This window comes from Shewanella sp. 0m-6 (genome assembly GCF_052977325.1).
The window spans coordinates 1-24,981 of record NZ_JBRIMD010000032.1 but is presented as its reverse complement, the minus strand read 5'-3'; the positions used below and the strand labels follow the sequence as shown (position 1 = coordinate 24,981).

14 protein-coding genes and 1 tRNA gene are annotated in these 24,981 nt (G+C 45.7%); 5 read left to right on the top strand and 10 right to left on the bottom strand.

Annotated features, from left to right (window positions below; translation table 11 throughout):
• Window positions 1–2 precede the first annotated feature (2 nt).
• The 4 genes from ACVBJC_RS18000 to ACVBJC_RS17985 all read right to left on the bottom strand — a co-directional run bounded on the left by ACVBJC_RS18000 (window position 3) and on the right by ACVBJC_RS17985 (window position 16,014).
• A complete protein-coding gene (locus ACVBJC_RS18000; RefSeq protein WP_447162276.1) occupies window positions 3–1,316 on the bottom strand; it encodes an HlyD family type I secretion periplasmic adaptor subunit in 1,314 nt (437 codons plus the stop codon).
• Window positions 1,313–3,436 carry a type I secretion system permease/ATPase gene (locus ACVBJC_RS17995; RefSeq protein ID WP_447162277.1) on the bottom strand — a complete coding sequence of 708 codons (2,124 nt, stop codon included), beginning with the start codon at window positions 3,434–3,436 and terminating at the stop codon, window positions 1,313–1,315. Before ACVBJC_RS17995 ends, ACVBJC_RS18000 begins: the two co-directional genes overlap by 4 nt.
• A complete protein-coding gene (locus tag ACVBJC_RS17990; RefSeq protein ID WP_447162278.1) occupies window positions 3,433–14,349 on the bottom strand; it encodes a T1SS-143 repeat domain-containing protein in 10,917 nt (3,638 codons plus the stop codon). The genes ACVBJC_RS17995 and ACVBJC_RS17990 overlap by 4 nt, the downstream gene beginning before the upstream one ends.
• Window positions 14,350–14,829: 480 nt before the next feature.
• A complete protein-coding gene (locus tag ACVBJC_RS17985; RefSeq protein ID WP_447162279.1) occupies window positions 14,830–16,014 on the bottom strand; it encodes an NAD(P)/FAD-dependent oxidoreductase in 1,185 nt (394 codons plus the stop codon).
• A 96-nt stretch (window positions 16,015–16,110) separates the two neighbouring features.
• Here ACVBJC_RS17985 and ACVBJC_RS17980 point away from each other — a divergent pair, with 96 nt between their 5' ends.
• Window positions 16,111–16,299 carry a hypothetical protein gene (locus ACVBJC_RS17980; protein ID WP_447162280.1) on the top strand — a complete coding sequence of 63 codons (189 nt, stop codon included), beginning with the start codon at window positions 16,111–16,113 and terminating at the stop codon, window positions 16,297–16,299.
• Window positions 16,300–16,382: 83 nt separating this feature from the next.
• Here the strand turns inward: ACVBJC_RS17980 and gpsA are convergent, their stop codons facing one another.
• From gpsA to ACVBJC_RS17965, 3 genes are all read right to left on the bottom strand, one after another.
• The gene (gene gpsA, locus ACVBJC_RS17975; protein ID WP_447162281.1) at window positions 16,383–17,402 is read right to left on the bottom strand and encodes an NAD(P)H-dependent glycerol-3-phosphate dehydrogenase; all 1,020 of its coding nucleotides are present in this window, start codon (window positions 17,400–17,402) and stop codon (window positions 16,383–16,385) included.
• A gap of 4 nt (window positions 17,403–17,406) precedes the next feature.
• Entirely contained in the window at window positions 17,407–17,892 is a 486-nt protein-coding gene (gene secB, locus ACVBJC_RS17970) for a protein-export chaperone SecB (RefSeq protein WP_012157402.1), read from the bottom strand.
• A gap of 230 nt (window positions 17,893–18,122) precedes the next feature.
• Window positions 18,123–18,557 (bottom strand): rhodanese-like domain-containing protein, encoded by a 435-nt coding sequence (locus ACVBJC_RS17965; RefSeq protein WP_447162282.1) that lies wholly within the window; start codon window positions 18,555–18,557, stop codon window positions 18,123–18,125.
• Between the two features lie 241 nt (window positions 18,558–18,798).
• Here ACVBJC_RS17965 and gpmM point away from each other — a divergent pair, with 241 nt between their 5' ends.
• Genes gpmM through ACVBJC_RS17945 form a run of 4 tightly spaced genes read left to right on the top strand, consistent with a single transcriptional unit; the run spans window position 18,799 to window position 23,482 of the window.
• A complete protein-coding gene (gene gpmM, locus ACVBJC_RS17960) occupies window positions 18,799–20,343 on the top strand; it encodes a 2,3-bisphosphoglycerate-independent phosphoglycerate mutase (RefSeq protein WP_447162283.1) in 1,545 nt (514 codons plus the stop codon).
• A gap of 10 nt (window positions 20,344–20,353) precedes the next feature.
• Window positions 20,354–21,487, top strand: a complete 1,134-nt coding sequence (locus ACVBJC_RS17955; RefSeq protein WP_447162284.1) for a murein hydrolase activator EnvC family protein — start codon at window positions 20,354–20,356, stop codon at window positions 21,485–21,487.
• Window positions 21,488–21,520: 33 nt separating this feature from the next.
• Window positions 21,521–22,726, top strand: coding sequence for a S41 family peptidase (locus tag ACVBJC_RS17950; protein WP_447162285.1), 1,206 nt, complete (start codon window positions 21,521–21,523; stop codon window positions 22,724–22,726).
• 6 nt (window positions 22,727–22,732) lie between these two features.
• Entirely contained in the window at window positions 22,733–23,482 is a 750-nt protein-coding gene (locus ACVBJC_RS17945; protein WP_447162286.1) for a divergent polysaccharide deacetylase family protein, read from the top strand.
• On the opposite strand, the gene ACVBJC_RS17940 is transcribed toward ACVBJC_RS17945, so the two are convergent.
• The 3 genes from ACVBJC_RS17940 to ACVBJC_RS17930 form a co-directional block, all read right to left on the bottom strand.
• Window positions 23,468–23,917: an Rrf2 family transcriptional regulator gene (locus ACVBJC_RS17940; RefSeq protein ID WP_447162287.1), complete on the bottom strand. Its 450-nt coding sequence runs from the start codon at window positions 23,915–23,917 to the stop codon at window positions 23,468–23,470. The two genes, ACVBJC_RS17945 and ACVBJC_RS17940, sit on opposite strands and share 15 nt — an antisense overlap.
• A 51-nt stretch (window positions 23,918–23,968) precedes the next feature.
• Complete coding sequence (locus ACVBJC_RS17935) at window positions 23,969–24,220, bottom strand: YkgJ family cysteine cluster protein (protein WP_447162288.1); 252 nt, start codon at window positions 24,218–24,220, stop codon at window positions 23,969–23,971.
• A gap of 504 nt (window positions 24,221–24,724) precedes the next feature.
• A tRNA-Asp gene (locus tag ACVBJC_RS17930) sits at window positions 24,725–24,815 on the bottom strand.
• Window positions 24,816–24,981 lie beyond the last annotated feature (166 nt).

Below are 24,981 nucleotides of genomic sequence, written 5' to 3'. Positions count from 1 at the left end.
CCTTATGGTTCGCGAAGTGCATTCGCTTTAGCGCGTAATAGTGGTTTGAGCCAATAATTTAGAACGGTTTTTTCACCCGTTAATATATCGGTACTGGCTTGCATTCCCGATATAATTGGCCAGCCATTAAGTACATTTTCTTCCGTTTTAATATGAGCTTCAAAATAAGTGGTGCCATCATCTAACTGCTGTGCATCAGAGCTGACGTATATCACCTCACCTTTGAGGCCGCCATAAATCACAAAATCATAAGCGGTAAACTTAACCGTAGCCTTAAGACCTGTATGCACAAAGGCGATATCTTTTGGGGCGATGCGAGTTTCAATAATGAGTGCTCCATCTTGAGGGACCACCCCCATAATCGACTCGCCCGGCTCTACTACCGCACCTATTGAGCGTACTAATATATTGGTTATATTGCCATTTATAGGCGAAACGATTTTAGTTCTGGCTAAACGGTCAGCCAGTGTTTTAATGCTCTCTGTTAGGGCATTGAGCTCATTCATTACCTCGTTGCGCTCAGCTTCTGCGCGCCCCAAAAAGTCTAAACCTACGGTCAAGTATTCTGCTTCAGCCTGATGCTGGGCAGCTTGTAACTGCCTGCTGTTGGCCCTCGATGCAGACAACTCCCCTTTGAGCCTTATCTCATCACGCTCTAGCTTTAGCAGCTCTAACTCGGCGACGGCTCCTTCGCTTACAGCTTCGCGCGTCATAACGATTTCCTGCTTCACCAACTTAAGCCCGCTTAGTTGAGCTTGAGTGGTAATTTGCACCTCTTCTATGGCCTGCACTTTTTGTTCAATCATCTGCGCCGATTGCTCTAATTGCGATGACAACTGAGACAACCTAGAACGGAATACCGCTTTCGAGCGAGAACTTACAGCAACATCGAGTGCGCTGATCGGTTGTCGATTAATCTGCACCTTATCGCGCCAATTACTGGCCGCATCATAGATCACAACACTGTCGATCTCTGCATCTAACCGCGCCTTTTGTCGCTGCAGTGCTGCCGCTTGCATATTGGCCTCATCGAAGGCCGAGGCAAAACGTAGCTCATCTAAAATCAATAACGGCTCCCCTGCGGTTACTGACTGGCCCTCTTTAACCAACACCTGCTTTAAGATACCGCCATCTAAGCTTTCAATCTGCTGCACAGCCAATGTTGGTACCACCATACCCTCACCCACTATGACCTCTTCGAGCTTAGCGAAGGAGGCCCAAATTAAGGTCGTGATAATAAGTGCGACCACCAGCAAAATTAATTGGTTGGCTCGCTTAGCACCTTCAAGATGTTTTATATGGAGACGGCCACTCATTTAACCTCTCCTTTTTGACGAACATTGACGGCCTTAATGCGGCTCTTGCCACGTTGGCGCATCTCTGCAGGCGTTTGCTCCTGGATGATTCTGCCTTTATCCACCACTAAAATACGGTCACACAGACCCAGCAACTTAGGGTTATGGGAGGCGATAACCATCGAGCGTTCTGTAACTTGCGACAGACAGGCAATAATTTGATTCTCTGAACGCTCATCCATCGCGCTGGTTGGCTCATCTAATAGCAGTAGCTTAGGCTGGCGCAGTAACACTCGGCCTAAGGCTATCGCTTGACGCTGCCCTCCCGAGAGCTGACGACCAAACTCGCCCACTTGGCTATCGAGCCCGCTGCCAAGTCGATCCATTAGCTTATCGATACCTGAACTGACAATCGTGTTGGCCAATAGGTTTTCATCCACTTTCTTTAAACCGAACAATAGGTTGTCCAGCACTGTGCCGTAAATCAGTACCGGCTGCTGCGACATCCAGCCAACCTGTTCACGAATATCACTAACCGACCACTGCCTTGTTTCTAAACGGTTATAAAATAGCTGCCCACTGCTGAGCTGGTATTGACCTGCGATAACAGCAAGCAAGCTCGACTTGCCCGCTCCTGCAGGCCCAAGCAAGCCTATTTTTTCGCCGGGTTTAATCTCAATGTTCACCTCTGTAAAGGCCGGTAAAGGTTGATCTGGATAGGTAAAGCTAGCATGACGTAGAGACACTGCGCCATTAAAACCTACCGCCGTACTGGGTTGGCTGGCTTTACGCTGCTCTTGTGGTAATTCGAGGATAGAGCTAACGGCAGTAATTGCCGACTGGGTCTGTTTAAACTTAAGCAGTAGCATAGAGATTTGGTTAATTGCATTAGCCGCACGGCCGCTTAGCATCACAATGGCAATCAAGCCCCCCATACTCAAATTACCCGCGTGGATCTGGTATACACCAGAAATAATCAACCCTATGGTGACCAATTGCTGGCTGTTCATCACGCTATGACTCAGGGTGTTAGAGGCGATTCGAGATTCATTTTGCCAATCAGCAAGGCTATTAACTGTATCGTCCCATATGCATTGCGCCTTGGCCTCGCCATTATTCTGCTTGGTTTCAACCAGTAGATTAAGGGTTTCAATCAGATGGGCTTGGCGTTGAGTCGACAGCTGTGACGTATGCTCTATGCTAGCCATAAGCTTTTTTTGCATCACAAAACTTATCATTAACAGCAGTAACATGCAGGCTAAAGGCACTAAGACCATATACCCTCCGAGCCAAGCTATCAGCACTAAAAACAGCAAGGTAAAAGGTAGATCCACTGCCGTGACTAAGGTCGCCGAAGTGATAAAGTCACGAATACTATCGAACTCTTGTAACTGCTTAGCAAATGCACCCGCCGATGCTGGACGATGCTCTAGTCGCATACCTAAGACTTTTGAAAACAAGATATTCGACATTTTTATATCGACCTGCTTACCTGCCACATCGGCTAGCCGTGTACGCGCTTGCTTTAAGAGCCAGTCGAATAAGATAGCAATACTCGCACCTGTCGCTAACACCCACAAGGTATCTATCGCTTGGTTAGGCACCACGCGGTCGTAAACATTCATCGTAAATAACGGTGTCACCAAGGCTAATATGTTGATCGCTAACGAGCCAAGCAAAAAACTACCGTAGAAAGGCTTAACTTCATCGAAAGCGGCCAGTAACCAGTGGCGCTTAACGCTGAGGTGGTGCTCCTCGCTGCGCGCATCGGTGACCATTTTCCGTTTTACATGCCAGCTATCTTGATAAAACTGGGCGTTAAATTCGCCAATCGATATCGGTGATTGGCAACCGTCGGCATTGGTGAGCAGTAGCTCATCGTTACTGTTTTTATTCAATAAAGCGGGTTGCCCCAGTTTAGAAACTACTAAAGCGGGCAGCGCCATTCTGCCAAGAGCAAGTTTTTGCTCTATCGCCTCAATGCCGACGTTATCGCAAGCCCTTACCAGTTCTGCCGGAGATAACCCAGCTTGAGTCATAAATAGGTGACTAAACAACATCTGCTCACAGCACTCTAGGCCTAGTTGTTGACACAACTGCGCAATCAGATTTGAGGTGACCTCTTGCTCAAACTGCATCATGGTTGCTGACTCAATAATGTCATTTCATCGACTAATCTTGATAGCGCATCATCTGCTACAGCGGCATATTCAAGATCTTGATCAAGGCTAGAATGTATATGCTGCGGCTCGCCACTGTGACTCACACTTTGCTTAATCGCCTGAGATAGCCGCGTCTCTTGCGCTGCAATACCGGCCTCCATCAATAACTCTGCACGCAGATCCTCTTCTATACTGCGATCGGCAAGTAAAGTACGTCGGTCCTCAAGCAAATCAAGAGCACTGGGGCCAGCCATAAAACTAGAGAAAATGGCCGGAGGAACATCGACACTGACAGTAATGGTTTCAACAACCCCCTCAGCCGTGTCGGTGCCGAGTACTGCGGTAGGATCTAAAGTTAGATTTAAAACGTCACCATCTTGTAAACCAATAATCGTTAGTGTGGCGACATCATCAAAATCCACCACCCACTTATCGCCGTTTTTATTACCAGACGATAGCGCCATGCCATCCGGTACACCGTATATGGTTAGCACTCCCGTCTCATTAATGGCTGGGTTTTGCAGCTCAAGCCCAAGATTTAATGCCACGTTATTGACGTCAGTGGCGATAACATCACCGACTTGAGTCCATATTGGTGCGTCAACCTCTGGCGTTATTTCAACTTCAAAATTAAGTACTTCAGCAGCACTTAAATCGGTTTGTAAGCTACCTAAAACCGTCGCACTATCGATAGATGAGAGCTCGAGTTGTACATCCAAGCTGCCAAAAGCCAGTTCGCCAGGGTACAGCGCTAATTGAGTTAACGGGCTTAAGGTTGAGATAAGCGCATAATAGCTGTCGTTACCGGCATCATAGTTAAAGGATACAAACTGTCCGCCAATTTTTACTCCTTCTAAGCCCACTAGCGCAGAGGCATCATTAGACGTCAGGATAACTTTTACCAAAATCGCTTCGGTAGCATCAAACTCGTTGATTTTGGCATTGAAATCGATAGTGATAACTTCATCTTCAATGCTGGTGTATTGGTTCTCTGGCGCTGTAATGATGTCGATACCATCGGCAACAGGTGATACCCCGACGACAATATCTGCACTTGTGGTCACAAAGTCTGTCGTACCTAATTCTTGAGTAATTGCTTGAATAGAGAGTGGAATATCCCCGCTGAAATCTAATGGCGGCTGCAATACAAGCCCAGCCAGCTGAGCTGGAGTCACCGACCAGGAGTAGGTTGGTGAACCGTTAAAACTCCCGCCATCAGTGCCTTCATTGGGCAGCTGTACTAAGTTAGCACCGTCTTGGTAATACAACACCGCACCACTGGGCACACCATGAACAGTAAGATAGATAGCCTCTGAACCATCTTGGTCAATTAAGCCAAGACTCGGCAAATCCAGCCCAGATAAATCAATCAGACTATCTTCTTGGCCTGTTAGGATCAGTGTATTACTGGGTAATTCTGCGGCATCTGTAACTGGGGTGACCTCAATGGTAACGGTATTTTCAAATGACGCTTGATCGATTACCTCTGCGCCATTAATGGTCGCGGTGTCGATACTGGTCGCCGAAAATTTCAGCCTAAAATCACCACTGAGGTGCTCTGTTGGCACAAACTCTAACAAGCCTAAAGACAAGTTCAGTAGCGCCATATTATTGCCTGTAAACTCCCAAGTATCTGTCGTTCCGCTCTTGAGCGACCATAAACCTGTACTATCAGAAATACTGCCCCCATCGAGTAGAGTTAGGGTGATCGGGTTGGCAGTGTCGCCAAACAAAATTTGTTCAGAACCACCGGTTGTTGGGCTTGGATCTGGGTCATCAAACAACAAGCTGATCCCAAGTGGAACTGGACTATCTTCAAGCATGACGCGATTGGCCACCTCGACACTCACACCATCAGCAACTGGGGTAATCTCAATATCAAGGCTTTGAGAATCATCAATTTTAGTATCACCACTCACTGTATCGGTGGCGATTATACGGATAGGAATATTCAGCTCACCGGCATAGTCTTCGCGAATATTGTGTAGCTTAAGACTGCTAAGCGAGGCGGTGGTAAACACATACTCAATCACGTTCTCACCAGTGGAGTCATACACCGCCTTGACATCACTACCACTAAAATAGCCGCCTTCAGGTAAATCTGAAGCTAAAATCCTAAAGCTAATCATGTCATTATTATCAGGGCTAAGCACTTGATTTAAATGACCGGAAAAGTCGATGGTCGTATCTTCTATGGCATCAACCGGCGTTAACTGTAACGATCCAACGGCTGTTGCCTGACTATCTGGCGCGCCTTGATCAAAGCGCACAAAAAAGTTAGTGCTGATGATTTCTGGGTCATCACGATCTAATACTCTCGCTTCTACAGTGACTTGCTCTAAACCGGTGGCAAACTCGCTAATAATCGTCGCACCAGCCAACACATCTAGCGCGTACTCTTGCACTGTATCGCTGGTCATGCCGCTAACAGGTATAATCCAGCGCCCATCACCATCATCAATCGCACCATTGGGGTGTGATACATACCAGCCGTCGCCACTTGGCACTATGATGACGACATAATCCAGCACCTCTGAACCATCGATATCACCATCGAAAAAGAGTGCCTGACCCGTTAAATTTATCGCCGAGCCATCGGTGCTCACTAGGGTTGGCAGCTCGCTCTGTAGGTGAGTCGTAAAATCAACAACAGCATCGACCAATACGATAACTTGAGAAGAAACATACTCGCTAACCTGTACGCCCGTTTGCGAGGTATCAGTGACTTGGTAGCTCACATCAAAAGAGAAACTACCATCGGCATCTTCTGGTGGTACAGCAGCGAGTCGCCCTGAGTTAAGTAAAGCGGCTAATGTTGGGCTAGTACTGTCGACTAAGGTGCTGACATCTAAACCTGAAACAGGAATCGTTACCTGTGAGCCATCTAAGGTTAAAATAAAGCCACCAGCCCCTTGAAAAGGAATAATCAAGCCAGTAATGGTTTCACTACCATCGATATCAACATTCAGATTTGGGGTAAAGTCTAGTGGAATAGCCTGATCTTCAAAGCCGTAACTCACCGTTGAAAGCGATCCTGCATTCTCATCGATCACCGGAGCTATCTCGATATTAAGCGTTAACTGGTAGTCGGCTGAATCACCATCTAACTCGGTGCTTTGTGCAAATATGGTCAAGCTCACTTGGCCACTAAAGTCTTCAACAGGTTTTAGACTCAAACTCGCTAGTAGCGCCGCAGAAACGCCATACACAGGTTGATTATTAATAAAGTCGACGACGGGTAGATTTACAGGCGTACCACTGGCATCAACGAATATAACCCCATCCGGTAAACCTGAAATTCGCAGATCTAACGACTCTGAGCCATCATCATCAGATGTCACGATTGTGAAATCTAACGGAATTAGCTGATCTTCATTGAAATCAACCACATTCGATATGACGCCAGTATTGTTATCTATGGTCCAAACATTGGGGTCGCCATTAATGACAGGCCTATCATTGGCAACACCCGTTAATGTAATCGTTATTTGTTCCACATCGCTATAGCGAGGGTTGGGATTAATAATGCCATCAGCGGGCTCGACACCATCTTGTAAGGTTTCAGTCGCAAAGCTTCTTACTGCTATTGAAAAATCCCCAAGATTTGCTGAACTCGCATCAGCAGCTGGCAGCAGCTTGGCCAGCCCGGAGTCAACTTCTGACGCCAATACCGTCCACACGTTGCCATTCATTGTGGCCGAGGGGGAGTCGATAGACCAACCGTCAGGCAGAGTGAACTCATAGCTTAAAATTTCAGAGCCTGAATTATCCGTTAGCGCGCCAGAGACCACCGATTTGAGCAATATCGGTGCATCTTCATCGCTACGAATATCTTCAGTGGTTAGCGTGGGTTTATCAGCAACAGGAGTCACATCAATAGTCACGGTCTCAAGTGTGCTCAGTGCTGTGTCTTTGTTGTCATTTTCTGTGGCTCTCGCCTGCACGGTAAAGCTAAATTCACCGGCTAGATTTTCACCCACGGTTGCCAGCAGGTTATCTAGCTGGAGCTGGCTAATTGACATTCCGTTAGTGATTGTCAGTCCAATCGCGACAAGCGTTAGCCCCGCGCTGATATTATCGATGACATACGTCACTGTTTCGGAGCCTTGAGCATCGGCCCCCATTTCATCTTTTGATGTCGCACTCAGTTTAATATTAAAGCTGGCTGCATCTTCATTGACCGAATAAATAAACTCGCTAGACGCGTCCCACAAAGGCACATCGGCAACTGACTCCACATTAATAGGAACGGTCGTAGTGATAGGCGGCTTGCCTGCGATATTAACGGTGATGACAAAAGAGGCATTGGCGGTCGCATCAGATCCATCCTCTACAGGTTGATAGCTTAAATCACCATTGGGTATGGCCACTCGAGTCAGTGGATCTTCCTGCAGCAAACCGTTCAGTATAGACAGGATGTAATTACCATCTGCATTTTTGGGTACCTCTACGCCGTTAAGCAGCAAAATACCGCCCTGGAGGGCTGCGGCATCAAATACCATGCTAAGAATAAACTCACTTTCGTCTATGTCACCGGGCTTGGCTTCGACACCAAAAACGGTATTAGTATCTTCAATAAAGTCGGTATTAAAGACGGTAATTGAGCCTTGTGCATCTTTAGCAATTAATGTCAGCGTATCGGTGGTGATATCACCATCGGTATCCGTAATTTCCAACAATACATCTTCACTAAACTGTAACTCATTGTAGGCAAACTCAAGCGTTGTTACCGTCGCTAAACCATTTTCATCAACCACCAGCTCACCGTATTTAACCGCATTGGGGTTAGCATCGGTAAATAGCTCTATCGTCGTTCCAACCGCGTAAGAAACCCCTTTATAGCTGATATCTGTCACCTTGGCGCCATCTGCTCCCTGCTCTACTTGAGAAAACATTTGCACGCTATACACTTCATTTACCGCTTCAAAAAACGCTAACGTTTTAGCGGTACTTTCTGGAATATCATCGGTAACGGTAACGGTTATTGTTTGGGCTGCTGACTTATCGTGGTCCGCATCAATCGCATTCACTTCAAATTGCAGGTCTAAGCGATTTTCGCCACTAGCATCTGCATGGTCAAAAGGCCTAAACTGTTTGAACTCCACTTTACCGTTGGCGTTAAAACGGATCTGAAATACCTCCTCTCCACCCGTTTCACGCGTCCCCACATACCAGCCATCACCATTAGCCGTGGTGTTGAGCAACACCTTTTCCCCACCACTATAGTAGGTAGCAAAACTGAAACTGTCGGTTAGGGTTATCTCGGTGATACTGTCACTTCCCGACGAGGTCGATAACACTTGTGAAGTCGAGATAGGGGTTGTGCTCGTTAGATTCCCCTCATTAATGTTGAGCTGCAGCGCATCAGGTAAAATTGCACTCTTGCCATCATAGATATCAACAGATACCTCAGCAGAGGAGAGAGTATTATCGCTATCTCGGATATCGACCGTCACCTTAAGCGTATCAAATAGATCTGCGGTTCCTAAATGGTCTATCGGTCCGAGTAAGTTAAAGTCTATCGTAACCGTGCCCGCCGTTTCGGGATCGATCACTATGTTGGCGGGTAATTGCATGGTGAAGACCAACTGGCCCTCTTCCGTCACTGCATCGATTGAAGCGCCACCATCTTTTACAACCCAAAAAAGCTTGGAGCCATTTTGGGTCAATGTGACACCCGATGCATTTTTCACTTCAGCGCCATCAACTAGGCTAAATGCGATATCGATAATGGGGTCTTTACTGGCGGTTATATTGAAAGAACCTACGGCAGTATTGTCATAAGCCGTGACCGAAGGCTGCTCACTCACGTTGAGACTAATATCATTAATGGATGCGGCATCAGCATCTTTTACGGTGACGGTCAACGTCGCTGTAGACACATCACCATCAAAGTCAGACACTAACAGGCTAAAATCAATATCTTCGCTTAGCGTCTGGTCGAAGGCTTGGTACAGGGTGAAGTCATAGTTTTGATTTAAGCTATCAGCATTTGAGCTCCAACTTTCACTCAGCTCAATCACAAATACCGGATCATTAGCGTTACCCAAGTGTGCCGTTAGCGTTAACCCGTCGGCACTTAAGCTGTACAGGAGTGCGATACCTCCCACCGTGAGTTTTGGCTGCTGAACCGTAGCTGAAAATGACACCGCCGACACGGCATCACTCCCGACCAACACATCAAATGTGCCGCTCTGTGTAACGGGGGCGCCCACCAGTAAATTCTCTTCAAACGTAAGCTGAGTAATATTAGTAAGCTCTGGTGAATGGCCGTCGCTCACATTCCAGGTTAATGCGCCTTGCTTAATTTCCGTGCCATCCAGATCCAGCGCTGTAATTTGAGTGATAATCTCAACCACATTGCTTCCAATATGGTCAAGAGGAGCAAACTGAGTGAAGTTGGCATCAACACTCAGATCATCAGCCACATTCGTTGCCGATAGCACCATAGTAAACACCGTGATAGGTACCGCTTCATCTGTGATGGCCGTTAACGTTTTACCATCATTGGACAGTACAAATTGAAGTGCGATGCCATTGCTTGTTAAGCCTTGGTTTTGTAACTGAAACGGTGTTAAAGCGGTAAATCGAATCGTGTTAGCTTGCAGCATGTCGGAGCCTGCACTAATGCTAAATGTTTTATAGGTTACCTGTGGACTCGCATCAATATCAGCCTCTTGATTAGCACCGATAACATCAAGCATTTCACCTTGTGCACCATCAACAACGGTAAAGGTGACATTTGCAGTGGCAACACTACCGTCAGAGTCCAATACTGTATATACCAGCTCCACGACTTGTGGCTGAGTGTTATCAAGGCTGCCTGCAACATCAAAACTCCAACTACCATTGGATTGAATCGTGAGATTTCCCTGCGACGTAGAAATCACGGTAGGTGTACCCGATATGACCGGGTAATCGGTACCGTCGAAATGGATAGACGTCAGCGTTAATGGCCCTTCTACTGTGTAATCATTACCTAAAAAAGAACCTACTGCTGTCGTATCTTCAATAACAAAATCTTGATCATCAAACGCAAAGGGACGAGCATCTAATATATTCAGCACTGCGTAGGTAATAATCTCTTCAGTGGTGCCATCGCTGTCAGTTTGTAAACCACTTAAGCGGATATAACTCAGTGCATTAGTATTGTTTAACTCATCCATTGGCTGAAACAAAGACACGTTTAAGTCGGTTCCGGATAAGCTTGCCGTCATCACCGTTTTACCATCACCTAAACGAGTGAGAATAAATGACTGCCCATCTGCAGCAACATTGATACTTAACGCTTGCCCCTCAGAGGTCAGGGTTAATAGCCTGCTCTGCTCTGCCGTTATCGCCAAAGCGGCGTCAAAGATCTCGATAGGAATAGTGGCGCTGTCACTGGGACTGATATTGAGGATTACTTCATATAACGAAGTGATTGGCGGAACCAGTAGTGTTGGCATCGCGTCATCAGCACTATTGCCTGATGCATCATCAACATTAACATTGAGCGCCCATGACCCCTGACGATCTAGCCCTGTCACATCTATCCCAGAAAACAACCAGCTACCATCCACCTCAACGAGGGTGGTAAAGGTTAAAGTGTTACTGCCATCAGTGAGGGTCAGCTCGACGGTTTGGCCAGCTTCTACACCCGTTGTGACACCACCGAGTGATTTCTCAACACCATAGATAAACAGCCCAGCATCAAAACCATCGACTCCGGTATCGATATCGATACTGATTTGAGTGTCGAGGGTGGCACTGTTTGTTCCAATAGCGGGGTTACCCGCTAAATCAGATGTCACCGCCTGTAAGGACAGCTGCCCATCGGCAAATATCGACAGGTCGACATTGGGAACTTGCCATTCACCATTGACCACTACGGCATTAAAGGTTGCGATTTTACCGTTAATATCAACCAGAGTTATGGTTACAGGTCGACCATCTTCGATATTAGTGACCGCTCCTGCGAGTGTGGCATTTGTCGACTCAAAGCTATTGATTAAGCCGTTATCATCAACAATTTCAACACTGATACTGGCTAGGCTATCTTTAGCGGCTGCGACATTAGCCGCCACTAAGTTACCCGCTATATCGGTAGCGCTAGCCACAAAGCTTAAATTACCATCGCTTAACGTAGAGATATCGGCATCGTCTATCTGCCAACGCCCATCAATAGCACTTGTGGTAAAAGATAACGTTTTACCGTTAATGTCAGTCACAGTAATCGTGACTTGCTGATTATCTTCGATATCAGTAACGACACCAGAGAGATCCAGCACTAACTGCTCACTGGCATTAATGACGTTATCAGCTCCGGTATTAACCTCGATGGTAATAGAGGCTAAAATATCCACCGCTATGGTATCGCTGGCCGTGGCTACGTTTCCTGCTAAATCTTCAACTGACACCGTAGCGCTTAGACTACCATCCTCAAAGCCAGATAGATCAACGCCAGTCAGCTCCCATCGACCCGCCATAACAACGGTATTGAAGCTGCGCTCGTTACCTAGGCCATCACTAAAAATAACACTCACAGTCTGGCCATCTTCGATATTACTAACGCTACCGCGCACATGAACGAGCTGCTGTTCATTGGCGTTAATCACATCATCGCTATCGACAAACGTTATCGTCACTTCACTTAATGTATCTTTGATGATGGTATTGCTATTGATGGCAATATTACCTTCAAAGTCTGAGGTCACTGCCCTTAGCGTTAACTCGCCTTCAGCAAGTGATGACAGGTCGATACCATCAAGCAGCCAAGTACCATTGCGGGTTACGCTACTAAAAACTAAGGTGTTACCATTACTATCTGTAACCGATACCTCAACTGGACGGCCATCTTCAACGTTGAACACTTCACCCGCTAAAGTGGATGTGTAAACTTCAATTTGATTCAGTAAGCCATTATCATCAACTGCCTCAATCGTGATCGCCGCTTGTGTTTCCTTATAGGCTCCATCAAATCCTGCAGCAGGGTTACCCGCAACATCGTAAGATAACGCAGTAAAGTTAAGCTCGCCGTCACTTAAGCTTGAAAGATCCACATCATCTAATTGCCACTTACCATCAACGACTGTAGTACGAAATATCAACCTATCGCCATTCACATCACGCACAATCACAACGACATTCTGGCCATCCTCGATATCAGTGACAGAGCCTGACATCGCGACTGACACTGCTTCACGCGTATTGATTACGGTATCGCTTCCGGTGTCGACCTCAATGGTAATCGTGGCTTGAGTATCGACATTGATACTGGTATTGGTCGTCGCCGGATTACCAGCTGAATCAACCACGTCAGCCGTGGCATAGAGTTGCCCATCGGCAAAATCGCTCAGCTCAATATCTTCTATGACCCACAGGCCACTAACAACAACAGCTTCTACCATCTCGCTGTGACCTTGACCATCAAAAAGAGTCACACTAACCACAGCACCATCTTCGACGTTATTAACAACACCTTGTACTTTTACGAACTGCAACTCAGCAGCATTAATCACATTATCGTCGTCGATAATACTGATCGTGATAGAGGCTTGAGTATCTTTGGTAACACTGCCAGTACCTACACCAATGTTGCCCTCTAAATCTGATGTTATCGCTCTTAGACTCAACTCACCATCTGCAAGAGATGACAAATCAACGCCTTCTAAACGCCATACTCCATTTAAAACCACACAGCTAAACAGTAATGTTTTGCCATTACTGTCGGTAACTGCAACTTCAACCGGGCGGCCATCTTCGACGTTGTGAACCAGACCAACAAGCACAGACTGCGGCGCCTCAAACTGATTCAAGACCCCATCATTATCTATCGCTTCGATGGTAATTGACGCTTGGCTCTCTTTATAGGCTTCACCTGTGGCGTTGGCAGGATTACCGGCAATGTCTGTCGCATCGACACTAAAGATGAGCGGACCATCAGCAAGACTAGAGAGATCTTTATCTTCTAATTGCCAGGCAGCATCGAGAATTGATGTCACAAATGAAAGTTGTTGGCCATTTATGTCGGTCACAACGACGGTGACGCTTTGACCCTCTTCAATATTTTTAGCGACACCAGTCATATCGACACGCAACATTTCGCGCTCATTAAGCACGGTATCGCGCCCGGTATCGACCTCTATCGAGATGTGCGCCTGGGTATCTTTAATACTGTTATCGACGCCATTGGTCACATCACCAGGGTAAGTAATGGCCGTAATGGTCGCGGTTAGGTCCCCTTCAGCAAAATGTTGAAAGTCAACGTTTTGTAACTGCCACCGTTGTTCCTGTGCGACCACCTCAAAACTTTGCTGCAAACCGAGACTATCAACAATTATTAGTTCTAGAACCTGTCCGTCTAACGCATTGGTCGCTTGACCCGATAAGCCGGTGCTGGGAGATTCGAATTGATTGATGTAACCATCAATATCGGCAAATTCAACCGTGAGAATGATAGGTACAAATGAGTCTTGTTGATTAGCATTAAACTGACTATCAGTGGATTTTACTAAGCTATCGCCCTGGGTATTAAAGCCTGAATCAGCAATTACAGCATCATTGCCTGATTTAACTACCTGATAGAAAAAATTTACACCTTGTTGCTCACTAGTTGATTCACTTTGATTATTGGTAGTAGATTGGTGCTCAGTTTGCGCATGTGTAGCATCACTTTCTTTACTGATATTGCTGCTGATACTTTGAGGAATTAATACCCTGGTTCCGTCGATGACACTGAAGAGTTCACCGTTGGCACTCACTTGCAATTGCTCAGGGCTGAGAGTGTAAATAGGCAGGTCCGACTGGAGCTGATGAGGTAAAACCATGACCCACTGGCCATCAGCCGTTACAGCCCATAAAGCTGAATCGAGCTGCACATAATAAATCACCTTGGCACTTAAAGTAGGCATCTGAAAATATCCTTTTCACATCAGTCACTACGAATATATCGGCAAAACATCATCACCAACACACTACCAGTTTTCGCAATCTGCTATAACAAGTTTGACACAAGATGGCGCTATTGATAACAACTGAGTGTTCAAAAATGCCATTACAACTAAGGTTCCAGCTCAGACGCACCACTTATTTTGTTAGCAGCAAATGAGCAGAAGAAAAATAAAACACTTAAACAATTGATTAAAATGAATAAAAATAACTAAGTGTAACCGAGAAAGCGAAGAGATTGATTGCTATGTGCCTAGCTAACGAGATAAGAAAGCCAGCGAATATAGAGGCTAAAAGGAGTGTTAATCGGTATCTAACCTACTAAGCTTAGATACCCTGAAGAGATAATGAAGAGATAGTGAAGAAACGACAACAACACTAGGATAGAAACGTTACGGCCTAAAAATGCCATTACGGGCCAACTTTATTGTCTCTGCACACAACTACACAGCCTGCCCTGCAGCCACGCCTGAGCTCCAGGCCCACTGAAAATTAAACCCGCCTAACCAACCACTTACATCCATTACTTCGCCAATAAAGTATAAACCAGAGACTGACTTTGCCTCCATGGTTTTAGATGATAGATCATTAGTATCGACGCCACCCAGGGTGACTTCTGCTGTGCGATAGCCTTCGGTGCCATTCATTACCAATGTCCAAGCCTCAAGATCGACAGCCAACTGCTCACGCTCGACATGTATCAGCTGATTGAGTGCTTTGTTAAGCAGCGCCTCTTCAAATAATACTTCAACCAAGCGCTTTGGTAGCCATTGCGACAAGGCATTACGTAGGCTCTGCTTTGGACTCGCTTCAAGCGCTTGCTCAATCTTGGCACGCACATCTTCGCCAGGAAGGAGGTTGATACTTATCGCCTCACCTGGGTTCCAGTAATTAGAGATTTGTAGAATCGCTGGGCCAGATAAGCCACGGTGGGTAAATAGCAGAGCTTCACTAAATTGAGTGCCATTTTTTGCGGTAATGGTGCAGGGTACGGCAATACCCGATAGCAGTTCAAAGCGCTGCTTTTGGTCACTATGCCAAGTAAAAGGCACGAGCCCGGCATGAGTCGACAACACCCTTAAGCCAAACTGCTCTGCAATATGGTAGCCGTACGGCGATGCACCTAGCTTTGGCATTGATAAGCCGCCCGTTGCCACAACCAGTGATTCACAGCTGTATTGCTCTTTATCGGTCTGCACTTCAAACAAGCCATCGGCATTTTTACTTATCGCGCTGATTTCAGTGCGTAGTTTAATCTGCGCGCCAGCCCACTCACACTCGGTAAGCAGCATGGTAACGATCTCTTTAGCAGAGTCATTACAAAACAGCTGACCATGATCGCGCTCATGATACTCAATGCCATGGCGCTCAACCAGTTCGATAAAATCACTTGAACGATATCGAGCTAATGCAGATTTTACAAAGTGGCCGTTACCGCAAATAAAGTTTGCAGGCTCAACTTTTTGATTGGTGAAGTTACAACGGCCACCACCACTAATCAGGATTTTGCGGCCCGCTTGTTTAGCGTTATCGAGCACTAATACATCACGGCCACGGTAACCTGCAGTAGCCGCACACATAAGCCCAGCAGCTCCAGCACCAATAATGATGACGTCATGATGTTTCACTCGAAAACTCCTAAAAAAACTTTGCCGAACGCTTGTAAACGCAAGGCATAAAATAGGGCGCTATTTTAGCATTGTTATTTGTACATGGAAGTATTTATGCCGCTATCAACATCTACACCATGGATGGCATCAAATGGTAGTTGTACATGGAAGTACTTATGCCATCTTCGCCATGGATGGCAAGAAGTGGTAGTTGTACATATAAGTACTTATGCCACTATCAACATCTACACCATGGGTGGCATTAAAGTGGCATCTGTAAAGAGAAGTACTTATGCCGACTAGAGAATACGCTAAAAACAAAAAACCGAAGCTAGGCTTCGGTTTTCAATCAACTGAACAAATTGTTCAACCTAATAACAGCAAAACTATTCTGCCGACGACGTCTCAGACTTTTGTTCACGGCTAAGTAGCTCTTTGGCTGCATCAACCGGAGACTTGCCCTTATAAAGGACTTGGTAAACCTGCTCGGTAATCGGCATTTCGACGCCTAAACGCTTAGCTAGCGTGTAAACCTCTTTTGTATTGCGATAACCTTCAACCACTTGGCCGATCTCTTTCTGAGCAGCTTCAACATCTGAGCCTTTGCCCAATGCTAAACCAAAGCGGCGGTTACGAGACTGGTTATCGGTACACGTTAGTACCAAATCACCAAGTCCTGCCATGCCCATAAAGGTAGAGGCTTGTGCCCCCATCGCTTCACCTAGTCGAGTCAACTCAACTAAACCACGGGTGATAAGCGCCGTTCTAGCATTCGCACCAAAACCGATACCGTCAGAAAGGCCTGCACCAATCGCGATAACGTTTTTAACTGCGCCGCCCAATTGCAGACCAATAAAGTCATCATTGGCGTAAACACGCAGACGTTTCGGGCTATGTAACAACTCAACTAAATCTTTAGTGAATTGTGGGTCGGTACCCGCAATCGAAATCGCAGTCGGCATGCCTGCTGCAAGTTCTTTAGCGAACGTCGGCCCCGATAACACAGCTAATGGATACTCATCGCCTAACACTTCACGGGCAACATCTTGTATTAAACGGCCAGTTTCAGGCTCTAAGCCTTTAGTTGCCCATACAATACGAGAGTCATTACGCAAAAGCGGCTTCGCCTGGCTAAGCACCAAACCAAATACATGGCTAGGAACGACCACTAGTACATTATTTGATGCAGCTAGCGCAGTAGCCAAGTCAGCTTCAGGGATCAGCAAGTCTGGTAGCGGAATACCCGGTAAAAACGCTTCGTTACACTTGTCGTTTTTCAGGTTTTCAATGTGCTCGGGTTCGTGGCCCCAAAGCATGGTTCTGTGGCCATTACTCGCTAAAGAAATGGCAAGGGCGGTCCCGTAAGAGCCCGCCCCCAGTACCGTAATGTCGGCAGTGTTTTTCATGCGATTAAGCGTTAGCTTCTTCTGCTGGTGCTTCAGCTGCAGCAGCTTGACGCTGTTGAACATACTGAGCAAATAGTGCGTCAAAGTTAACTGGCGCTAGGTTTAGTTGTGGGAAAGTACCACGGCTAACTAGGCTACCAATTGCTTCACGAGCATATGGGAAAAGAACGTTAGGGCAGTATGCACCTAGAGAGTGAGCTAGCTGCTGTTCAGTAAGACCAGCGATAGCGAAGATACCCGCTTGCTGAACTTCACATAGGAAAGCAGTTTCTTCACCGTTCTTAGCTGTAACAGTCAAAGACAGTACAACTTCATATACGTCATCAGATAGTTTGTTGCTGCGAGTATCTAGATCAAGCTTAACTTCTGGGTTCCACTCTTTTTGGAAAACAGCTGGGCTGTTTGGTGTTTCAAAAGAGATATCTTTTGTGTAAACACGTTGAATGTTGAATTGTGGACCTTGTTGTTCGTTGTTTGCTACTTCAGCCATACTATCCTACCTTTAAAATATGTTAATGAGGCTACTTCAAAAGAGCCAGTCTCAGGGCTTGGTAAGCTAGGTAAACACCTAATTTACTGTCCCAGTTTTTGATTTATTTAGTCAACAGACGCTTTTTTGGAGGGAACGCTCCCTCAGTTCAATGCCGGTAACCACAATAAGTTGAGAGCTAACACTCTAATCAATAACTCAACAAAAAAGCAATGGCTACACTAACACTTCTATCTTTTGCTTTTTGAAACAGGCAAATTATTTGACTGCCATTCACCCATACCACCTTTCAGGTTGTTCACGTTTTCAAAACCGTGCTTAACCATCAGCTGAGCAGCTTGAGACGAAGTCATGCCAGCGTTGCATACCATTATAATGGGACTCGCTTTTGAGTTTTCAAGGGCAGTCAGCTGATTATTTTTTATATCGGCTAGCGGCACGTTGATTGCGCCAACTATATGACCCTTCTTAAATTCTTCTTTTCCGCGCACGTCAACGACTTTCGCGTCTTGCTTATTCATCAGCAATGTTGCTTCTTGATGATTAACATTTTTAACTTTAGAAACGCTAGACTTAAACACTACAACGATAAGTCCGACGAACAAACCAACCCAAGCCAAACTTAACATCGGGTTCGCTTTAAAAAATTCCATATATTCTTGCATCGTTAACTGCCTACTATTTTTAGGGCCAAATATAATGAGGGCACAGAGTATACCATCGCTTGAGGCAGAATACAGAATGTTAGTCACGCTTGTGGCGACGCGTCTGCGTACTTATATGGCAGCAATAGCGCAATCCGATAACGGCAATCTAGGTAAATTTCTTTATGCGTGACCGTAATTGGTAGTAATATTTAACCAATTTCGATTTAAATCTTATTTTTTTAAACTTAAAGGTACTACCATGACGACACGCAAGCGCCCACTGGCACTGCTGATCCTCGATGGCTGGGGTTACCGTGAAAACACACAGAAAAATGCTGTTTTTCATGCTAAGACACCGGTTCTAGACCAGTTAAATGCCAAATATCCACACAGTTTAATCTCAGGTTCGGGTCTCGATGTTGGCTTACCTGACGGCCAAATGGGTAATTCAGAAGTCGGACATATCAATATTGGCTCTGGTCGCATTGTTTACCAAGAACTCACTCGTATCGGCAAATCAATTGATGATGGTGAGTTTGATAACAATCCCGCACTGACAGAAGCCGTCGATGCAGCAATCAAAGCTGATGGTGCAGTGCATATAATGGGACTCTTGTCTCCAGGTGGCGTTCACAGTCACCAAAATCACATCGAAGCTATGTGCCGTCTAGCGGTAAAACGTGGTGCCAAGAATGTTTACTTACATGCATTCTTAGATGGTCGCGATACTCCACCTCGCAGCGCCAAGTCTGGCCTGGCTCACTTTGAAGAACTATTCAACACATTAGGCACAGGTCAGGTGGCTTCACTTATTGGCCGTTACTACGCCATGGATAGAGATAATCGCTGGGATCGCGTTTCACAAGCTTATGAGCTCATTACCGAAGGCAAAGGCTTGCACCAAGCAGCAACTGCCGTTGAGGGGCTTGAAGCCGCTTATGCCCGTGATGAAAATGATGAGTTTGTTGCTAGCACCGTTATTCCTGATGCTCAAGGCAACATTGCCACGCTTGCCGACAACGACTCGTTGATTTTCATGAATTTCCGCGCCGATCGTGCCCGTCAAATTACTCGCAGCTTTGTAGATGCTGACTTTGATGGTTTCGAGCGAGCCGTGACGCCAAAAATCAACTTCGTTATGCTGACAGAATATGCTGGCGACATTAAGGCTGCAATCGCTTACCCATCAAGTGACCTGGTTAATACCTTAGGCGAGACATTGCAACAGCGAGATCTCACTCAGCTACGTATTTCCGAAACGGAGAAGTATGCCCATGTGACCTTCTTCTTTAACGGTGGTAAAGAGGAGCCGTTTGAGGGAGAAGATCGCATTTTGATCCAGTCACCCAAAGTCGCGACTTATGATTTACAGCCAGAGATGAGTTCTACTGAGTTAACCGACAAGCTAGTAGCGGCCATTGAGTCAACTCAATATGACGTCATCATCTGTAACTATCCCAACGGTGATATGGTCGGCCATACTGGTAACTTCGATGCTGCAGTTAAAGCCTGTGAAGCGGTAGATAGCTGTATTGGTCGTGTTGTAGAAGCACTGCATAAAGTTGGTGGAGAATGCTTGATTACCGCCGATCACGGCAATGCAGAACAGATGACCGATGAGTCAACTGGCCAAGCTCATACTGCACACACCAGCGAGTTAGTGCCATTAATTTATGTAGGGCGTGACGCAGAGATAGAAAAAGGCGGACGTTTGAGTGATTTAGCGCCGACTATGTTAACCTTGATGGGACAAGAAGTGCCTGAAGAGATGACAGGCCGCGCGATAATAAAAATCAAAGAGTAAAAACTAACACGTGAACATTCGATTTTTTATAAAAGCCAGCATCATTGCTGGCTTTCTATCACTTCCTTTAACGGTTAACGCCACTGATCTAGAGCGTCGTCAGTCTGAGCTTAAATCGATTCAAGCGCAGATCAACAAGCAACAGTCCGCGGTTCAAAACACCAGTAAACAAAGAGAGCGATTAATTTCTTTATTAAAAGAGGATGAAAAAGCGATTGCTCAAGCGGCAAAAAAAGTCAACACCACCAAGCAAGATCTTGGCAAAACCGATAAGAAAATTGCAGCACTAGACAGCAAACAGGTTCAATTAGAAAAATTAAAAACAGCACAGCAAAAGTCGCTTTCAAATCAACTTGCTAGCGCCTATTTGGCCGGTAATCACGATTACAGTAAAATGCTGTTAAATCAGCAGTCACCAGCCAGCATTGAACGACTACTGGCGTATTATCAATATTTGAATAACGCGCGCATTGACTCAATTAATCAGTTACAGACAACCTTAAAAGAGTTAGACCAAATTCAAGCTGATCAGCAAGAGCAACAAAACCGGCTTAATAAACTGGTGCTTGAACAACAGCAACAAGCTCAAAAGCTCAACCAAGAGCAGTCTCAACGGCAAAATACGCTAACCCAACTGCAAAGAACCCTAAGCAATAGCGGTGCGAAACTCGAACAACTACAGATCGAGGAGGCCAGCCTTAAGAGGGTGGTCGAGCAAGCTCTGCTCGCAATGAAGAACAACCCTTCATATGAAGGGCTATCTAGCCGTAACAAATTAAAGTGGCCCACTCAAGGCCGCATAAAATCAGCTTTTGGCAGTAGGCGCTCCGGTCAGGTCAAATGGAAAGGTGTCACCATTGCTGCAGCAGAGGGACAAAATGTCACCGCGATTGCTGGCGGTAAGGTCATTTATGCCGACTGGTTACGCGGTTTTGGTATGGTTTTAGTTGTGGATCATGGCAAAGGTTACATGAGCTTATATGGCCATGCGCAGGCATTATTAAAGAATGCTGGAGACTCGGTAAGCAAGGGAGAGTCGATTGCTTTGGTCGGACGATCGGGTGGACAGACAGAGGCTGGCCTATACTTTGAAATAAGACACAAGGGGCAAGCTGTCGATCCTGCAAGGTATTGCAAACGTTAGACCATATAACCCCTTACGATATAAGGGGTTTGTATGTCTCAATTAATTCGTTACTTTTGTTGCGTTACCGCTGGCTTAGCGCTGGGCTTATCCATAACCTTATCCGGACAGGAACACACTCAACAATATAACTCCCGTGTAAATTACCCTGTGCTGCTCGATGTTATCGACACCATAGAAACCTACTATGTACAAAAACTCACTGAAGAGGAGCTTATCGAAGCGGCCATTGAGGGGATTTTTAATAAACTGGATCCTTATTCAAGCTTTCTAGATAAACAAACCTTCAGCAATATGCAAGACACCAATAATGGTGAGTACTTTGGGTTTGGCGTCGAAATCGCCACTGACAATGATCAAATAACCATAGTCACCCCCTTTGCAGAGTCCCCAGCAGAAGCAGCAGGGATAAAACCGGGTGACCGTGTTATCAAGCTCAATAAACAGCTGGTTACCGCTGACAAATTAGAAAGTATTCTCAAAGAAATCAAACAGCATAGTGTCGACAAACGCCCCATTGAGCTTGAGATGATACGCGCCAACTCAGATGCTCACTACACCGTCACCATCAGTCCAAGTCTTATCGCAATAAACTCTGTTGAAGCAGAGATCCTAGACAACCAGATTGGCTATATTCGTCTTTCAAGCTTTCAAGAAAATACCACTCCAGAACTGGTCAAACAGCTGTCAGCATGGCAATCAGAAAAACTAAACGGCATTATTCTCGATCTTCGAAACAATCCAGGTGGGCTGCTCGATCAAGCGATAACAATCGCCGATATCTTTCTCGACAAAGGGCGGATAGTTGCTACTGAGGGGCGATTTTTTGATGCGAACTCAGACTACTACGCCTCACCACAAACTATGGCGACCAATATTCCACTGTCAGTATTAATCAATAAAGGCTCCGCCTCCGCCTCTGAAGTGCTAGCAGCTGCATTACAAGAAAATGGTCGCGCCAAGTTAATAGGCCAGACGAGTTTCGGTAAGGGCACGATACAAAGTCTGATCCCCACCCTAATGGATGGCAATGCAATTAAGCTGACTATTGCCAAATACACGACGCCAAATGGTAAAGACATTAACTCTAAAGGTATTGAACCTGATATAAAAATCGAGTTAGAGGCTGTATCGGATGGGGAAAGTATGCCTATAATCGAGTCAAATTCACTCCGTGAGTCTGTTGCTCAAGATAAATTGGTCAACTCGGCTATTGCATGGATTCAAGCAGAAAAATAATAACCAGTGCGCTACCTTCTATTATTCATTTTTTTATTGTTACCAAGTTCAAGCGTATTCGCTAGCAAAATGGCCATCATCATTGACGATATTGGATATCGTCAATCTGATAAAGCGGTGTTGAGCCTACCCGCCAATATTACACTTTCAATTTTGCCACACACACCGCTAGGAAAAAGTCTCGCCCTTGAGGCACATCAGCAAGGAAATGAGATTTTAGTCCACCTACCTATGCAAGCGCTTAATGGTAAAGCGATTGGTCCGGGCGCTTTGACGAACACCATGACCGAAACAGAGCTAAAGGCCCAGATAAGCGCTTCAATTCATAGTGTGCCTAATGCCAGTGGCGCCAATAATCATATGGGAAGTTTGCTGACCCAGCTAAATAGCCCTATGCGCTGGGTCATGGAGTCATTACAGCTGCACAATTTATATTTTATCGATAGCATGACGACCAAATATACCCGAGCAGGTGCGGTGGCGGAATCAATGGGCGTACCACTGCTAAGAAGGGAGATTTTTCTAGATAACGATAAAACGCCAGCTGGATTAGAAAAGCAATTTAACCATGCAATATCCTTGGCACATGCTAAACGCAATATAGTGGTCATAGCCCACCCCTATCCAGAAACGGTCGAGTTTCTCAATAAGAACCTGCATCGTTTACAGAGCGCTAATATTGATTTGGTGCACACCTCGCAGTTATTACCGCAACGTGTCGCCACCAAATCAAGGGATGTTCTACTGCAAGATTGAGATAGAGAGGTCTGGTAGTAACGACTTAAGCTCTGGCTTATTTGTTACTATCATATCTAGAGTATAAGCATCTAGCACAGCCAAATAAGCATTTACAGCATCACCTAATACGCCCTTAAGCTTACAAGCTGGGGTAAACAAGCAATACGGCTTACTACAGTCGATAGGCGCCAAAGAGTTTTCTAAAGCACGTACCACTTGGCCTATATTGATATCTGTAGCTGGCTTAGCAAGCTTAAAACCACCACTCTTGCCGCGAACCGTTTGCAAATAACCTAACTTACCTAAATGATGTACAACTTTAGAAATATGGTTGGCAGACAGGTCAAATACTTCTGTGATCTCTGAGATACGGAAAAGCGTCTCGCGCTCGGAGTGCAGCGCCAAATACATCAGCGTTCTTAAGCCATAATCGGTGTAACGAGTTAACTGCATTGATTAACGATCCGTAAATAAATATTTGAACGACGATTTTTAAAGGTTTAGTTAGCTGGTAGCCGCCTCTAAAGAGCTAATTAACCACAGAGCCTCAGTATCGGTTTTTCCACAAACATCTTCGGTTGCCGCAAACAATCCACATACGGCAGGCCTTTGTTGCTGGCCGAACAATTTACATAAGTTACTATCATCTAACTGTATGCATCTAACACCTGCGGGTTTTCCATCTGGCATACCAGGAATAGGGGTGGAAATAGACGGCGCTATGCAACATGCACCACAGCCTAAACGACAATTCATCTTATAACCATCTTATAACCTTAGTTCTTGCGGCACCTATTATAGCCCTATCAACTGATAGAGGGTTGTGCCACTTCACATAGTATACAGTAAGGCGTTAATCAGTTTGTAGATCCGTGATCAGTGTATTGAATTTATACTGGTTGGAATTGGTTTATAAATGAGTATGGCGGTAATCATTAATTTACTAACGCGAAATGGGGCCGGACTATCTTCTTTTAAAAGAATCTGTGACGTTTAACTAAAAAAGCCTCTGCATTTTTTCAATAAGAAGTGCAGAGGATTTCATCTTAATTTCTTCAAATCGCAGAGACGAAAAAGCCCTGCTATTACTAGCAGGGCTTATCGTAATGTTTGTGGGTGAGTACAGCGATAGCTGTGAGCTTACGAACGCGAAGCGTAGCGTAGCTGGGGCGGATTCATCCGCGACGTCACGGCTAAATTAACAAATATTACAAAACGAAAAAAGCCTCTGCATTACTGCAGAGGCTTTCGTCTTAATGTTGGCGGAGCGGACGGGACTCGAACCCGCGCCCCCCGGCGTGACAGGCCGCTTATTTCTAGTCAAGAGTCTAACCAACTGAACTATCGCTCCTTTAGCAAAGTGCTTACGCATTTCGCTTTAATTTTTCTTTGAAATACGCATACGAAAAAGCCCTGCTATCTCTAGCAGGGCTTATCGTAATGTTGGCGGAGCGGACGGGACTCGAACCCGCGACCCCCGGCGTGACAGGCCGGTATTCTAACCAACTGAACTACCG